At 64.1% G+C, this 13,926-nt stretch carries 9 protein-coding genes; 2 read left to right on the top strand and 7 right to left on the bottom strand.

From position 1 onward, the window contains the following. Positions 1-55: 55 nt before the first annotated feature. The 6 genes from treZ to glmS all read right to left on the bottom strand — a co-directional run bounded on the left by treZ (position 56) and on the right by glmS (position 10,408). Positions 56-1,843: a malto-oligosyltrehalose trehalohydrolase gene (treZ, locus tag QRN04_RS12810; protein ID WP_284976448.1), complete on the bottom strand. Its 1,788-nt coding sequence runs from the start codon at positions 1,841-1,843 to the stop codon at positions 56-58. Positions 1,844-1,928: 85 nt separating this feature from the next. Next, the gene (gene treY, locus QRN04_RS12805) at positions 1,929-4,241 is read right to left on the bottom strand and encodes a malto-oligosyltrehalose synthase (RefSeq protein ID WP_284976404.1); all 2,313 of its coding nucleotides are present in this window, start codon (positions 4,239-4,241) and stop codon (positions 1,929-1,931) included. Then, complete coding sequence (gene glgX, locus QRN04_RS12800; protein ID WP_284976403.1) at positions 4,238-6,511, bottom strand: glycogen debranching protein GlgX; 2,274 nt, start codon at positions 6,509-6,511, stop codon at positions 4,238-4,240. The genes treY and glgX overlap by 4 nt, the downstream gene beginning before the upstream one ends. 67 nt (positions 6,512-6,578) lie before the next feature. Continuing rightward, the gene (locus QRN04_RS12795; RefSeq protein WP_284976402.1) at positions 6,579-8,156 is read right to left on the bottom strand and encodes an NAD(P)H-hydrate epimerase; all 1,578 of its coding nucleotides are present in this window, start codon (positions 8,154-8,156) and stop codon (positions 6,579-6,581) included. Between the two features lie 16 nt (positions 8,157-8,172). Further along, on the bottom strand, positions 8,173-8,520 hold the full coding sequence (locus QRN04_RS12790) for a holo-ACP synthase (protein WP_284976401.1): 348 nt from the start codon (positions 8,518-8,520) through the stop codon (positions 8,173-8,175). A 4-nt stretch (positions 8,521-8,524) separates the two neighbouring features. Then, complete coding sequence (glmS, locus tag QRN04_RS12785) at positions 8,525-10,408, bottom strand: glutamine--fructose-6-phosphate transaminase (isomerizing) (RefSeq protein WP_284976400.1); 1,884 nt, start codon at positions 10,406-10,408, stop codon at positions 8,525-8,527. A 139-nt stretch (positions 10,409-10,547) separates the two neighbouring features. On the opposite strand from glmS, the gene coaA reads away from it, so the two are divergent. Both coaA and QRN04_RS12775 read left to right on the top strand, forming a co-directional pair. Beyond that, positions 10,548-11,519 (top strand): type I pantothenate kinase, encoded by a 972-nt coding sequence (gene coaA / locus QRN04_RS12780; RefSeq protein WP_284976399.1) that lies wholly within the window; start codon positions 10,548-10,550, stop codon positions 11,517-11,519. A gap of 70 nt (positions 11,520-11,589) precedes the next feature. After that, positions 11,590-12,435, top strand: coding sequence for a M15 family metallopeptidase (locus tag QRN04_RS12775; RefSeq protein WP_284976447.1), 846 nt, complete (start codon positions 11,590-11,592; stop codon positions 12,433-12,435). 102 nt (positions 12,436-12,537) lie between these two features. Here the strand turns inward: QRN04_RS12775 and glmM are convergent, their stop codons facing one another. Next, complete coding sequence (gene glmM, locus QRN04_RS12770; RefSeq protein ID WP_284976398.1) at positions 12,538-13,902, bottom strand: phosphoglucosamine mutase; 1,365 nt, start codon at positions 13,900-13,902, stop codon at positions 12,538-12,540. Positions 13,903-13,926 lie beyond the last annotated feature (24 nt).

The following is a 13,926-nucleotide window of genomic DNA, read 5'->3' as shown; positions in this document are numbered from 1 at the left end:
TCCGCAATGTGGGCGCCGTCACCCCGACGTCGTGGTTTTTCTTTGGAAAGGCGTCCTAGGATACGCGCACGACGACGGCGCTGGCACCCGGGAGCGTCAAGGTCTGGTCCTCGAGGACTGCTTTTTCGTCGGTGGCCAACAGCAGGGTGCCGGTGAGCGGTAGCTCAAGGGCGTCATCCCCGAAGTTGCACACCACGCGAACGCTGCCCACTCCCCCGTGGCTGCGGGAGAACTGCAGCCAGCGATCGTCGTCGTCGAACTCTACGAACGTCTCCCCGAATCCTCCCTCGACCAGTTCAGGCGTATTCCGGCGCAGCTGTGCTAAATCCTTGTACAGCTGGAGCAAGCGCGCATGCTCACCCTCTCCGGCTTCAGCCCAGTTGAGCTTGGAGCGCAGGAAGGTTTCCGGGTCCTGGGGATCCGGGACCACATTGGGATCCCAGCCCATGCGTTCGAACTCCTTGATCCGGCCCTCGGCTGTGGCTTTGCCAAGCTCCGGTTCCGGGTGGGAGGTGAAGAACTGCCACGGTGTGGACGCGCCGAACTCCTCGCCCATGAACAGCATCGGCGTGAAGGGGGACGTCATGGTCAGGACAGCACCGACTGCCAACCTGCCGTAGGACAGGGATGCGGTAATCCTGTCTCCTATGGCCCGGTTGCCGATCTGGTCGTGGTTTTGGAGGCAGACCACCAGTGCCGAAGGGTGCGCCAGATCGTGGCGGATGGGGCGCCCGTGATGCCGGCCGCGGAAGCTGGAATAGCTGCCATCATGCAGGAATCCATGCTCCAGGACCTTTGCCAGCACGGCGAGTGAATCGAAGTCCGAGTAGTACCCCGTTGTCTCCCCGCTCAAGTTAACGTGGACGGCGTGGTGGAAGTCATCGCTCCACTGGCCCTCCAGTCCATAACCGTTGTCCTTGCGCGGGTAGATGAGGCGAGGATTGTTCAGGTCCGATTCCGCGATGAGCGTCCTCGGGATCCCGGTCTCCGCCTCGATAAGATCCCCCAGCGCCCCGAATTCCTCGAGGATGTGCACTGCGCGTTCGTCCCGCAGGGCGTGCACCGCATCGAGTCGGAGGCCGTCCACGTGGTAGTCACGGAGCCACATCGCCGCGTTCTCGAGGATGTACCGCCGGACGTCGTCGGACCCGGGCCCGTCGAGGTTCACCGAGTCGCCCCAGGTATTGCCCTCGCCCGACTTCAGGTACGGGCCGAATTTGGGCAGGTAGTTTCCGCTGGGACCCAGGTGGTTATAGACAACATCCTGGATGACACCCAGCCCGGCGGCATGGGCGGCATCCACGAAACGCTGGTACGCCGCAGGACCACCGTAGGGCTCATGGACGGCGTACCAGAGGACGCCGTCGTAGCCCCAGTTATGGACTCCATTGAAATCGTTGACCGGAAGCAGCTCGATGAAGTCAACGCCGAGCTCCGCGAGGTAGCTCAGCTTGCCGGCAGCAGCGTCCAGCGTTCCTTCGGGCGTGAACGTGCCCAAGTGCAGCTCATAAATGACGGAACCCTTGAGTTCGCGCCCTTTCCATTGAGCGTCCTGCCACTCATGCGCGGCGGGATCGAACGTCGCGGACAACCCATGGACACCTTCCGGCTGCCTGCGCGAACGCGGGTCCGGGAAGGGCCCTTCTCCGTCCACGAGGTAGCCATAGGCGACGTCCGCGGCGTCCCCTGTCACCAGGTCAGCGGGCGCCCGCCACCAGCCGGCGCCGCCGTCGTCGTGAAGTTCCTCCATGGGGTATTCCTGGCCGCCAGCCAGGAGGCGGACCGAATCGGCGTTCGGCGCCCACACGTCATAGCGGCTTTTTCCAGCAGCGTGCTCCAGCATCATGATCCCCTGTATGTCTTCAAGCGTGCGTTGCAGTGCAGTGTTAGTTCAGTGCAGTGTCAGTGCAGTTGTGGTGCGTCAGTCGTTACTCGGCAGGGACAAGCAGTGCCACCGGATACTGCTCCAAGACAGTGGCCACGGAAACTTCGCCGGCGCCGTACGTAGCCCCGGTGAGTTCATTATGGAAGGTGACGGGCAGATCGATGACCGTATCCCGCCAGCCGCCGTCCCCTGCCAACTGCTTGGGCAAACGGGTGGCGAGTGTGACGGCGCCTGGGCCGTCGGTTCCCCGATCAAACGCGATCAGGTGGTCCGCTGCCTCACCGCGGACATCCACCGCACGGTAACCGCCAAAGAGTTCAGGCCGGTCACGGCGCAGCCTCAGGGCACGGGATACCACCAGGAGTTTGGCTGCATCCTCCGTGTAAGCCGGCCTCGCTCCGTTATCGATATCAGCCAGTACGTCCATCCGCGCCTGGAAGTCCACAGGCCTCCGGTTGTCCGGGTCAGTCAATGAACCATCCCTGAACTCGGTCCCCTGGTACACGTCGGGGACACCGGGCATTGTCAGCTGGATGAGCTTGGCGGACAAGGAGTTGGACGTTCCGTACGGCTCCAGCTCAGCCACGAAGTTTTCCAGCGCTGCGGCTACCTCCGGGACGTCGAAAACGGCGTCGACGGCGGCGGCCAAGTGGCGTTCGAACTCCTGGTCCGGGTCCGTCCAGTTAGTGGAATTCCCGGCTTCCCGTGCCGCCTTGAGCGCATAGGACTGGAGCCTGCCGCGATCAGCAGGCCACGCTCCGGCGATAGCCTGCCACACCAGGGCAGCCAGGGGTCCGTCCGGAATCGGGGCGAGTTCCTGGGCCGTGCCGAGGAAGAGCTCCCACTCAGGGACAGCCTCGGAAATGACCGAGATCCGGGCCCTCGTGTCTTCGCTGCGCTTGGTATCGTGCGTGCTCAGCGTCGTCATGGAAAGCGGCAGTTCTGCTTGCCGCCGCACCATGCGCTCATGGAACCCGGCGGGCGACAACGAGAACTCCGTGGGCTCTGCCCCGACTTCGGTCAGGGTCCCAAGCCGGGTGTAACGGAAGAACGCAGTGTCCTCCACACCCTTGGCCATCACCATGCCCGAGGTCTGCTGGAAACGCCGGGCAAGTTCGCCCGAGGTGTCAAGCAGGTAAGGCTGGAGAACTCCCAGGACCTGCTCGAGCTCCGGCCGGTGCTTTGCCGCGCGGTGGACGGCTTCCACCAACGTTTCCTTACCGTATGGGAGATACGTCCGGTAGATCGGGAACCAGCAAATGACCTCGGCAATCGCGTCGGCAGCAGAGTCCATGGGAAGCTGCGCCTCCTCTGGAACAAGGCGGGCCAGCCGGAGGACTTCCGAACGCAGGATCCCATCCGCGATCCGGCGCTTGGTGGCATGGATCATGAGGTGGTAGTCCGCGGGCTCGTCCGCATCCCGAAGACGCGCATCGAGGGAGTCGAGGTACTCTTCGGCGGCCGGGTCCACAAACAAGCGGTCGACGTCGGCGAGCGCGTCATAGCCCGTAGTACCTTCACAGTCGAAGGTCTCCGGCAGCTTTTCTCCCGGTTCCAGGATCTTTTCAACCAGCAGGTAGGCTCCGCCTGTGGCTTTCCGGAGCCTGCCCAGGTATCCCTCTGGATCCGCAAGGCCGTCCGGGTGGTCGATCCGCAGGCCATCCACCAGGCCCTCATCGAACCAACGCACGATCTCTTGGTGTGCCTCGTCGAAGACCCACGGGACCTCCACGCGCACACCAGCGAGGGTGTTGACGGCGAAGAAGCGCCGGTAGTTCAGCTCGGCATCCGCCCGACGCCATCCAACCAACGCGTAGTGCTGCCGCGCGTGGACATCCTGGGGGCTGTCCCCGGCCTGCACAGTGCCTTCCGCCACCGGGAAGCGGTGATCGTAGTAATGGAGTTCGTTGTCCACCAAGGTGAGCTGGTCGATGTCCTCATCACTGCCGAGCACAGGAATGCGGATCTTCCCGCCGCCGAAGTCCCAGTCGACGTCGAACGCTTCTGCGTACTTGGACGAACGGCCTTCTTTCAACAGTTGCCACCACCAGGCGTTTTGCGCCGGAGTGGCCACGCCCATGTGGTTGGGGACGATGTCCACCAGGACGCCGAGGCCCTGTTCCCGTGCGGCCTTGGAGAGCATGGAGAGCCCCTCCGCTCCGCCGCGGGACGGGTCCACGCTGGAGAGGTCGGTGACGTCATAGCCGTGATCCGAGCCCTCCTCCGCCGTGAGGATGGGCGAAAGATATACCCAGTCGACGCCAAGTGACCGGAGATAGCCGGTCAGCTTGGCGGCGTCCTGGAGCGTGAATCCGGACCGGATTTGGAGCCGGTACGTGGATACAGGGGTCCTCATTCTCCGTCCTTCGCGGGGCTGGCGGCCGGGGCAGCGTCTCCGGGTTTGTAGTCGAAGGGCAATGACGTCACTGCCGGCGCCGTGATCGACGCCGTTTCCGGCGTGCTGGTCTGGGTAAGCGCAGCAAGGGAAGCAGCGACGGAGTGGTCCGGTTCCACCTCGGGAGCTGTGTGGGCCCGGAGGACCACGAGCGACTTGCCTGCCACCGTGAGCGTTTGGTCAGGCTTGACCACTCCGGCTTCGGCACCTTCTCCCGCGGTGTCGATCATGACATCCCATGCCGGGGCGTACTCGTCCGAAGGAATCCGGAAATCGACCTGTTCCTGGTCCGCGTTGAAGTACAGCAGGAAGTTGACGTCGGTGATGCGCCGGCCCTGGGTGTCCAGGCCGTGGATGCCATCGCCATTGAGGAAAACGCCCACGGCACGGCCCAGTGCCTCGTCCCAATCGGACGGGCTCATGTCATTGGCGTCGGCGTCCAGCCATACGATGTCCGGGAGCCGCTCGCCTTCACCGCGAAGCACAGGGCGGCCGTCGAAGAAGCGGCTGCGGCGCAGGCTGGGGTGCTTTGCGCGCAGCGCGCTGACGGCTGCCGTGAACTCGATCAGGGGCTGGTCCACGGTGTCCCAGTGGATCCAGGTCAGCTCGGAGTCTTGGCAGTAGCCGTTGTTGTTGCCGCCTTGGGTCCTTCCAAGTTCGTCGCCGTGGAGCAACATAGGCACGCCTTGGGACAGGAACAGGGAGGCAATGAAGTTCCGCTGCTGGCGGGCCCTCAGTGCCAGGACGGTGGCGTCGTCGGTGGGACCTTCTACGCCACAGTTCCATGAACGGTTGTGCGATTCGCCGTCATTGTTGTCTTCCCCGTTGGCGTCATTGTGCTTCTCGTTGTAGGAGACGAGGTCATGCAGGGTGAAACCGTCGTGGGCGGTGACGAAGTTGATGGAGGCAACAGGCCGTCGCCCCGAGTGTTCGTAGAGGTCCGCGGAGCCGGTCAGTCGCGATGCGAATTCACCGAGAGTGGAAGGCTCGCCGCGCCAGAAATCGCGAACGGTATCGCGGTATTGGCCGTTCCACTCGGTCCACTGCGGCGGGAAGTTGCCCACCTGGTATCCGCCCGGACCAACGTCCCATGGCTCGGCGATGAGCTTCACCTGCGAGACCACCGGATCCTGCTGGATAAGTTCGAAGAAGGTGGAGAGCTTGTCCACATCGTAGAACTCGCGGGCCAGGGTGGAAGCGAGGTCGAACCGGAAGCCATCCACGTGCATTTCCGTGACCCAGTAGCGCAAGGAATCCATCAACAGCTGCAGTGAATGCGGGCTGCGGACGTTCAGGGAGTTACCCGTCCCGGTGTAGTCCATGTAGTACTTCTGGTCGTCCTCCACCAAGCGGTAGTAGGCAGAGTTGTCGATGCCCTTGAAGGACAGCGTGGGGCCAAGGTGGTTACCTTCGGCTGTGTGGTTGTACACGACGTCGAGGATGACCTCGATCCCCGCAGCGTGCAGCGCGCGGACCATCGCTTTGAAGTCCTGCACCTGCTGCCCGGTATCGCCCTTGGAGCTGTAGCTGTTGTGTGGGGCGAAGAAGCCGATGGTGTTATAGCCCCAGTAGTTGCTCAGGCCTTTGTCCTGCAGGATTCCGTCATTGACGAATTGGTGCACAGGCATCAGTTCAATGGCGGTGACACCAAGCTTCTGCAGGTGCGAAATCACGGCGGGGTGGGCCACGCCGGCATAGGTGCCGCGCTGTTCCTCGGGGATCTCGGGGTGCAGCTGGGTGAGGCCCTTGACGTGGGCCTCGTAGATCACGGACTTGTGGTACGGAATCTTGAGGAGCTTGTCACCATCCCAGTCGAAGAACGGGTTGGTCACAACGCCCAGCATCATGTGGGCTGCGGAGTCCTCGTCATTGCGCGACTCAGGATCGCCCAAGTTGTAGGAAAACAGCGACGGATCCCAGTCGATCTGCCGGTGGATAGCCTTGGCGTAAGGGTCCAGCAGCAGCTTGTTGGGGTTGAAGCGCTGGCCTGCATCCGGGTCATACGGCCCATGGACGCGGTACCCGTACTTCTGTCCCGGCTGTGCCAACGGCAGGTAACAGTGCCACACGTAACCGTCAACCTCAGTGACTTCCACGCGGACTTCCCCGCCGTCGTCGTCGAAGAGACACAACTCCACTTTTTCGGCCTTCTCGCTGAACAGCGCGAAGTTGGTGCCGGTGCCATCAAACGTGGCGCCGAGCGGGTAAGCCGATCCAGGCCAGACTTCCATGCGTTCTCCTCTAGTGATGCGAACAACTGCTGCAAGCCTACTCACTGGAACGACACAGTCAGTAACCTTAGGGTCTTCTGTGGTCGTATTCCGCGCACAGCGAACCAATGATGCCGGGAACCGCCGCCATGATGGCCGATGCAGTGATGGGTCCTCCCCCATGTTCCGCGGAGGCGGCGGTTCCGGCCCGGCCGTGGATGCTCGCCGCGCAGGCCGCCAGGGCAGCCCAGCGATCGTCGTGTTCGAGGCCCAACGCGGCGTAAGGGCCGTCGTCGTCCTGGATCGATTCCACGGATTGCACCAGGAGGGCGCCCAAAAGCCCGGCCAGTACGTCGCCGCTGCCAGCGGTGGCCATCCACGGCGTCCCCTCGGACTGGCAGAAGGCAACGCCCGACGGCGAGGCCACCAGGGTGGTGGCACCCTTCAGGAGGACTGTGGCCCCGGTCTGCCTCGCGGCGTGACGTGCGAAGTGCAACGGACGGGACTCGACGTCGTCCCGCGTCACCGCCGCTTCACCGGGACCCGAGAGGGAGGCGAGGAGGGTTGCCAGCTCTCCTGCGTGCGGTGTCAGGATCCACTGCGGGGGGCATCGGCCCGGCAAGGCACTTAGTGCGCCGGCGTCGAGCACCACCGGAAGTTCCGAGGACCCGGCGTCCTTCAGCGCCGCGCGGACACGCTCCAGTTGTTCATCCCCGTCAACTCCCGGTCCCAGCAGCCACGCCTGAACGCGGCCCGGGCTACCACTTTCCCAGAGGGCTTCGGGGGTGCGGCCAAGCACTTCACGCGCCGCGGTCTCCGGCCCGAGGTAGCGCACCATTCCAGCGCCGGTGAGCGCTGCGGAATGCACGCAGAGGACCGCAGCGCCAACAAACCGCGAAGAACCCGCGACCACCCCCAGGACGCCCCGGGAGTACTTCTGCGCACGGCGCTCAGGCTTAGGCAAGACGCGGTGGAGGTCAGCGGCGGTGAGCCTCCGGAGTTCCGGAGTGGCGGAGTTGAGCGATTCTTCTATACCAATGGGGACCAGTTCGACCCGGCCAGCGCATCCTGCCCCGGGATCGGCCATGAGTCCGGCTTTGATACCGCCGAAGGTGACGGTGACATCAGCCTCCAGAACAGGCCAATGCACTTCTCCGGTGTTCGCATCCAGCCCACTGGGAAGGTCACAGGCCACCACCAGGCGGGGACGCAGCTCCTGGAGGCAGGCAACCAGCTCCGCAGGGTCCTCCCGCAAACCTCCCCGGGCACCGGTCCCCAGCAGCGCGTCAACGACGGCGTCGTGCCCGGCGCAGAGAACCGCAAGTTCCTCAGCGTTTCCGGCACCCAGCTGAAGGGAGCGCCCTCCGGCCGCGAGGAAAGCGGCCAACCCTTCGGAATGCACTTTAGAGGACGCAAGGATGGCCGTGACCCGCATTCCACGGCGGGCCAGCAGGGCCCCCGCGAAGAGGCCGTCGCCACCGTTGTTTCCGCTGCCGACGAGGACCGCGACGGCGGCACCGGGCAGTCGACGCTGTTGGCGCACCTCACGGACCACCGCCAGGGCGAGGCCGTACGCTGCCCGCTGCATAAGAACAGCGCCCTCACCGGAGTCCAGGAGCGGCTGTTCCGCATCCCTGATCTGTTGTCCGGTGAAGGCGCTGATCATCAGCTATGAAGTCCGTCTAGCCCTCGGCGATGACGGTCGCCGTGGCGATGCCGCCGTCGTGACTAATGGACAAATGCCAGCGTTTGACGCCGCGTGACTCGGCCACGGCAAGGACAGTTCCTTTGACCTGCACGGTGGGACCGTTCTCGTCCAGGCCGATCCAGCAGTCCTGCCAGTTCATGCCTGCAGGCGCGCCAAGTACTTTAGCCACGGCTTCCTTGGCTGCAAAGCGGGCAGCCAAGGACCGGGTGTTAAGTTCCCGCTCGGCAGGGACGAACAAGCGGTCCCTGAGCCCGGGGGTGCGTTCCAGCTGCCGCCCGAAGCGCTCGATGTCTACGACGTCTACGCCAATGCCAACGATCATGGCGTTATTCTACGGTCACGCTCTTGGCGAGGTTACGCGGCTGGTCGACGTCGTAACCCTTCGCCCCGGCCAGTTCTGCTGCGAAGATCTGCAGCGGAACCGTGGTGAGCAGCGGCATCAGCAGGGTAGGTGTTTCAGGAACGTAGAACACGTGCTCCGCGTAGTCCTTGACCGACTCGTCACCTTCTTCCGCGATGACCAAGGTGCGTGCACCACGGGCGCGGACTTCCTGGATGTTGCTGACCACCTTGGAGTGCAGGGAGTCGCGGCCACGAGGTGACGGAACGACGACGAAAACGGGCTGACCGTCGTCGATAAGGGCAATCGGGCCGTGCTTTAGCTCACCGGCGGCGAAGCCTTCAGCGTGGATGTACGCGATTTCCTTGAGCTTCAAGGCGCCTTCCAGTGCTACTGGGTAGCCCACGTGGCGGCCGAGGAACAGCACTGACTTTTCGTCTTTCATGCTGCGTGCCAGCTCGCGCAGCGGGCCCGCACCGTCCAAAATGTGCTGGATCTTGGCGGGAATCTTGGAGAGGTCCGCGAGGACATCCTTGATCTGGCCGGAGAAGATGTTGCCGCGCAACTGGGCCAGGTACAGGCCGAGCAAGTATGCGGCGGTGATCTGCGCAAGGAACGCCTTAGTGGAGGCGACGGCGATTTCCGGGCCGGCGTGCGTGTAGAGCACGGCGTCGGATTCACGCGGAATGGTGGAGCCGTTGGTGTTACAGATGGAGATCGTCTTGGCACCCTGCTCACGGGCGTAGCGGACGGCCATCAGCGTGTCCATGGTCTCACCCGACTGGCTGATGGAAACCACCAGCGTGTTGGAGTCTACGATCGGATCGCGGTAGCGGAACTCGTGGGCGAGCTCAACCTCCGTGGGAATACGGCACCAGTTTTCAATGGCGTACTTGGCCACGAGGCCGGCGTAGGCTGCCGTTCCGCAGGCGAGCACGATGATCTTGTCGACCTGCTTGAGGAGCTCAGGGTCAATGCGGACCTCATCGAGGGTCAGCTTGCCGTCGAGGTCCGAACGACCCAAGAGGGTCTGGGCAACGGCGTCCGGCTGGTCGTGGATTTCCTTCTCCATGAAGGAGCTGAATCCACCCTTTTCCGCCGAGGCCGGGTCCCAGTCAACGTGGTACTCCTTGCCCTCAGCGGGCTTGCCGAAGAAGTCGGTAATGTCCACGGATTCTGCGGTGATGGTAACGATCTGGTCCTGGCCCAATTCCACGGCGCGGCGGGTGTAGTCGATGAAGCCGGAGACGTCCGAGCCCAGGAAGTTCTCGCCGTCGCCAAGGCCCACCACGAGCGGGGAGTTGCGGCGGGCAGCAACAACGACGTCGGGCTGGTCGGCGTGGACGGCCAAGAGGGTGAAAGCACCCTCGAGCCGCTGGCAGGCCAGACGCATCGCCTGCGTGAGGTTGGCGCCGTCGCTGTCGAATTCCGTGCGGAAGATGTCACCGATCAGGGCGGCAGCAACTTCAGTATCGGTTTCCGAGGCGAATACGACGCCCTTGGCCAGCAACTCCTGCTTGAGCTCGGCGAAGTTCTCGATGATGCCGTTGTGGATCACCGCAAGGCGTCCGCCGTCGGAAAGGTGCGGGTGCGCGTTCTGGTCGGTCGGGCCGCCGTGCGTGGCCCAACGGGTGTGACCGATACCGGTCAGCGACTCCGGAAGCGGATCTGCTTCCAGCTCAGCAATCAGGTTGCTCAGCTTGCCGGACTTTTTGCGGGAGGAAATGCTCCCGTCAGCCACCACAGCGACGCCAGCGGAGTCATAGCCGCGGTACTCAAGACGACGCAGCCCTTCCACCACAACGTCAAGGGCGCTGTGACCAGCTTCCTTGCGAGACGAATTGCCAACATAGCCTACGATTCCACACATGGGTACTAGCCTAACTGCTAGCCCGGACAATCGACGTCGGACATCCTCTCTCTAGCCTTAACAATTCACCTCCCGTCCCCTTTCGCGTGGTCGCACAGTCGCCGCCCATTTCCTGATCCGCCCCACTGAAGGCAGAATCATGAGAGTGACTTTGCAACGCAGTGAGGCGAATGGCGACGGCGCTTCCCCCTTTGTTGAGCTGGACCGCCAAACGTGGTCGCGGCTTGCAGCCCAAATGGAGCAGCCGCTCAATGAAGAGGACGTCTTCCGCCTCCGCGGCCTGGGCGACCCCTTGGACATGAAGGAAATCCGGGAGGTATACCTACCCCTTTCCCGCCTCCTGCACCTCTACGTCCAGGCATCCCAGCAGCTCCATGCCGCAACCACCACGTTCCTTGGCGAGCAAACACAGCGGACCCCGTTCGTCATCGGCGTGGCTGGCTCGGTGGCCGTGGGGAAATCAACCATCGCCCGCGTGCTCAGGGAAATGTTGCGGCGCTGGCCAGGGACTCCGAACGTGGAACTCGTCACAACCGACGGGTTCCTCTATCCCCTCGCCGAGTTGAAGCGCCGACACCTCCTGGAACGCAAGGGCTTCCCGGAATCCTATGACCGGCGCGGCTTGCTCCGGTTCGTCTCCGAGGTCAAGGGCGGCGCGGAGGAAGTCAGGGCACCGTGGTACTCCCACGTCACGTACGACATTGTGCCCGGCAAGCAGGTGGTGGTCCGGCGTCCGGATGTCCTCATCGTGGAAGGACTCAACGTCCTCGCACCGGCACGTCCACGGATGGACGGCAAGCAAGGCCTCGCCGTCAGTGACTTCTTCGACTTCTCCATCTACGTGGACGCTAAAACGTCCTACATCGAGGAATGGTACGTGGACCGGTTCCGGAAGCTCCGGTCCACTGCCTTCGCGCAGCCCGAATCCTACTTCCACCGCTACGCCACCTTGTCCGACGACGACGCCGAGTCCACTGCCAGGGGTATTTGGAAGCGGATCAACGAGCCGAACCTGGAGGAGAACGTCCTGCCAACCCGGGGCCGGGCCCAGTTGGTCCTCACCAAGGACGCGGACCACTCCATCCGACGCATGCTCCTGCGAAAGGTCTAAGACAGTGGATCAGCCGCACCCAGCACCAAGCCGCCGGGCGTTTACGGGATTCTTGGCAGCCGGCCTTGGCATGACTGCGCTGACAGCCTGCAGCCCGGGGAGCCCCGCACCCTCCCCCACTGCGGCAGGCTTGCCCACCGCCGCAGGCTCACTGACTCCTTCATCCACCGCGACGCCCGGCCCATCCACCCTGTCAGCAACTGCAACGCCGTCGGGCGTCCTGACCACTGAGCCTGCCCCGGCAGCGGAGACCAGCACCGCCCCCGGCCCCGACCCTTCTAGTCCGGCGCCTGCGCCAACTGGGGCCACACCAAAATTCTCCCTCACCGACCCCACCAGCCCATGGGTGGTGGTCAACAAGCGCCGCCCGCTCAACCCGCCAACGTTCGCGCCGGCGGACCTCGTGCAGCCAAGGGTACGCCTCGCCATCAGCGGTGAGGCCTCCATGGTCAACAGCACGACGGCGGCTGCCGCAGAAAAGATGTTTGCCGCCGCGGCTGCCGACGGCGTCATCATGACCTTGGCTTCCGGCTACCGCTCGTACTCAACCCAGGTGACCACGTATAACGGGTACGTCAACACCGACGGCCAAGCAGCTGCGGACACCATCTCCGCCCGTCCTGGCTACTCCGAACACCAAACGGGCTGGGCCATGGACATCGGCGACGGCGGCGGCGTGTGCAGCTTCCTTCCCTGCTTCGCGGACCAACCAGCGGCCGTGTGGGCCAAGGCCAACGCGTACAAGTTCGGTTTCATTGTCCGCTATCCCGCGGGGATGCAGGCAGTCACCGGCTACGTTTACGAGGCCTGGCACTTACGCTACGTCGGGACCGACGTCGCCACGGCCATGGCCACCCGCGGCATCGCAACCCTCGAGCAATACTTCGGCCTCCCGGCCGCGCCGGGTTACTTGTAGGGACCGGATCACTTGTAGCAACAGAGAGCTGTTCAGATACAGGAACGGCCCGCCCCCGGGTATTCCAGGAACGGGCCGTGAACGGTTGTTGGCGTGCTGCGCCTAGACCGCCAACTCGCTTGAGGCGCCCAGGCGCTCTTTGACGACGGCGGCAAGCCCCGTGCAGATACGCTCGGCGGTGTCCATGTCCGCAGCTTCCACCATGACCCGGACCAGGGCTTCCGTGCCGGACGGACGGAGAAGGACACGGCCCGTTTCGCCCAGCTCCACTTCAGCAGCGGCTACAGCGGCCGCTATGCCTTCATCGGTGCCGGCGCGGGCCTTGTCCACGTCCTTGACGTTGATCATCAGCTGCGGAAGCTTGGTCATCGCCGTCGCCAATTCCTTGAGGCTGCGGCCGGTTTGTGCAACCTGGGCCGCAAGCTGGAGTCCCGTTAGGACGCCGTCGCCCGTGGTGGCGTAGTCCGAGAAAATAACGTGGCCTGACTGTTCGCCGCCGAGGTTGTAGCCAGCGTCGCGCATGCCCTCGAGGACGTAGCGGTCGCCAACGGCGGTCTCGAGCATGCTGATGCCTGCATCCCGGAGGGCAAGCTTGAGGCCGAGGTTGCTCATCACGGTGGCTACCAGCGTGTTGTCCTTGAGGCGCCCTGCCTCGTTCAGGGCCAGCGCAAGGATCGCCATGATCTGGTCCCCGTCCACATCGTTGCCCTCGTGGTCCACCGCCAGGCAGCGGTCCGCGTCGCCGTCATGCGCGATGCCGAGGTCGGCTCCATGCTCCACCACAGCGGCTTTGAGGGGTCCCAAGTGGGTGGACCCGACGCCGTCGTTGATGTTCAAGCCGTCCGGTTCGGCGCCAATCACCACTACCTCGGCTCCGGCGTCGGCGAACACCTGCGGCGAGCAGCCGCTCGCGGCACCGTGCGCGCAATCCAGGACGATTTTCAAGCCCTCAAGCCGATGGGGAAGGGTGCCGAGCAGATGAACAATGTACCGGTCCTCGGCGTCCGAGAACCTCTGGATGCGGCCGACCTCGCCGCCGGTGGGGCGCCGCGGTTCTTTCCCGAGCTGCGCCTCGATGGCATCTTCGACCTGGTCCGGCAGCTTCTGGCCGCCCCGGGCGAAGAACTTGATTCCGTTGTCCGGCGCGGGGTTGTGGGAGGCGGAGAGCATGACGCCAAAGTCGGCGTCGAGATCAGCTACCAGATACGCCGCCGCGGGGGTCGGCAGGACACCGGCGTCGTAGACGTCGATCCCTGAGCTGGAGAGCCCGGCTTCGACGGCCGCGGCAAGGAATTCGCCGCTCGCCCGGGGGTCCCTGGCGACGACGGCGCGGGGCCGCTTACCGTCGGTTGTGCGGTCATGGCCGAGTACGACGGCGGCGGCCTGCGCGAGCTGCATAGCCAGCTCGGCGGTGAGCAATCCGTTCGCGAGACCGCGGACGCCATCTGTTCCAAATAATCTAGACATCGGCTCAAGTTTAGACGACGCTGG

It is taken from the genome of Arthrobacter sp. efr-133-TYG-104 (genome assembly GCF_030208915.1).
Classification (GTDB): Bacteria; Actinomycetota; Actinomycetes; order Actinomycetales; family Micrococcaceae; genus Arthrobacter.
This window is presented reverse-complemented; position numbering and strand designations above follow the sequence as displayed.